This is a genomic window from Ruegeria sp. D3 (assembly GCF_056534465.1).
Window position 1 is genome coordinate 1 of record NZ_JBQFPK010000046.1, and the last position, 1684, is coordinate 1684.

Sequence of the window (1684 nt, forward strand, 5' to 3'; positions counted from 1 at the left end):
CCTTCGCGTCAGGTTCCTGCTGAAATGGACCAGTTCGTGACATGGTTCAACCGGACCGCACCGGATGGTCTGGAACCATTACGTGCGCTGACGCGGGCCGGTTTGAGCCATTTGTATTTCGAGAGCATTCATCCCTTTGAAGACGGCAATGGCCGGTTGGGAAGGGCGTTGGCTGAAAAGTCCCTGGCGCAAAACATTGGTCAGCCAAGCCTGATTGCACTTGCTTTCACGATCGAGCGAGAGCGGAAGGTTTACTATGACCAGCTCGAACGTCACCAAAAGACGCTAGACGTTACACCTTGGCTTAACTGGTTTGCTGAGACAGTCCTCACAGCACAGCAGGCGACTCTTGAGCGGGTTCGGTTCTTCATATCCAAGACGCATTTCTATGACCGGCATCGAGATCAATTCAACGCTCGCCAAAGTAAGGTCATCGCCCGTTTGTTCAAGGCTGGGCCGGATGGTTTCACAGGCGGACTGAGCGCCGAGAACTATATCTCGATCACGGGAACATCCCGCGCCACGGCGACGCGGGATCTCCAGGATCTAGTAGATAAGGGCGCTCTGACCCGAACGGGTGAACTCCGGTACACAAGCTATTGGCTAAAGTTGGACCTGGAAAGGTAGGGAGATGAAATACGACACGAACGGCGTATTCTGTTGAAAAACTCTGTCTTGATCGAAGGCCATCTGGCTGATTCAATTCTCTTATTGAATGGGAGTTTGGATGATGATGGGACCAAAACAGGAAACTCAGGCTGAGCTGTTCTATGAGTTCTCCCTGGAGGAACATGTCCCGGACAATCATCTGCTGCGGTCGATTGATCGATTTGTTGACCTGAGTAGTATCCGCAATCATTTGGCGGATTTTTACAGTCATACTGGTCGCCCTTCCGTCGATCCCGAGTTGCTGATCCGCATGCTGCTGGTGGGCTATTGCTTTGGCATCCGGTCGGAACGGCGGTTGTGCGAAGAAGTGCACCTGAACCTTGCGTATCGCTGGTTCTGTCGCCTCGATCTGACTGATCGAGTGCCGGATCACTCTACCTTTTCCAAGAACCGCCATGGTCGGTTCCGCGAGAGTGAACTCTTGCGGCACGTGTTCGAAACGACAGTGGCGCGGTGCATCGCAGAAGGTTTGGTCAGCGGCCAGCGTATGGCGATTGATGCCAGCTTGATTGAGGCAGAAGCGACCAAGCAGTATTCAGCGTCACAAGAAGAATGGGATGCTGCACAGATCGATGCCAAGACCGCACCGCGCGCTGTTCGGGAATATCTGGAAACCCTGGATGAGGCCGCGTTTGGTGCTGCCTCGCCAGTCAAGCCTAAGTTCATTTCATATTCGGACCCTGCCAGCCAATGGACAGCGGCGCACAAGGCACCAGCCTTCTTTGCTTACTCTGATAACTACCTCGTTGATACAGATCACAGCGTGATTGTGGATGTGGAAGCGACCAGATCCATCCGGCAAGCCGAAGTGGGGTCGACAAAGACGATGCTGGACCGGGTGAAGGACAAGTTCGACCTCGTCCCCGACTGGATGATCGCCGATACCGCCTACGGCTCAGGCCCGATGCTCGGCTGGCTCGTGGATCGCAAGATCGATCCTTACATCCCGGTCATCGACAAGGCCGGACGCCCCGACGGCACCTGGACACGCACAGACTTCGAATGGGACGCTGAG

General features: G+C 54.8%; 2 protein-coding genes. Both read left to right on the plus strand.

The annotated features are described in order from the left end of the window. On the plus strand, nt 1-627 hold a 627-nt coding region (locus ACR0DX_RS22700; protein WP_480847538.1), incomplete at its 5' end, for a Fic family protein. A 103-nt stretch (nt 628-730) separates the two neighbouring features. Beyond that, nucleotides 731-1684, plus strand: a 954-nt coding sequence (locus tag ACR0DX_RS22705; protein ID WP_480847540.1) for an IS1182 family transposase, incomplete at its 3' end; no start/stop codon positions are given.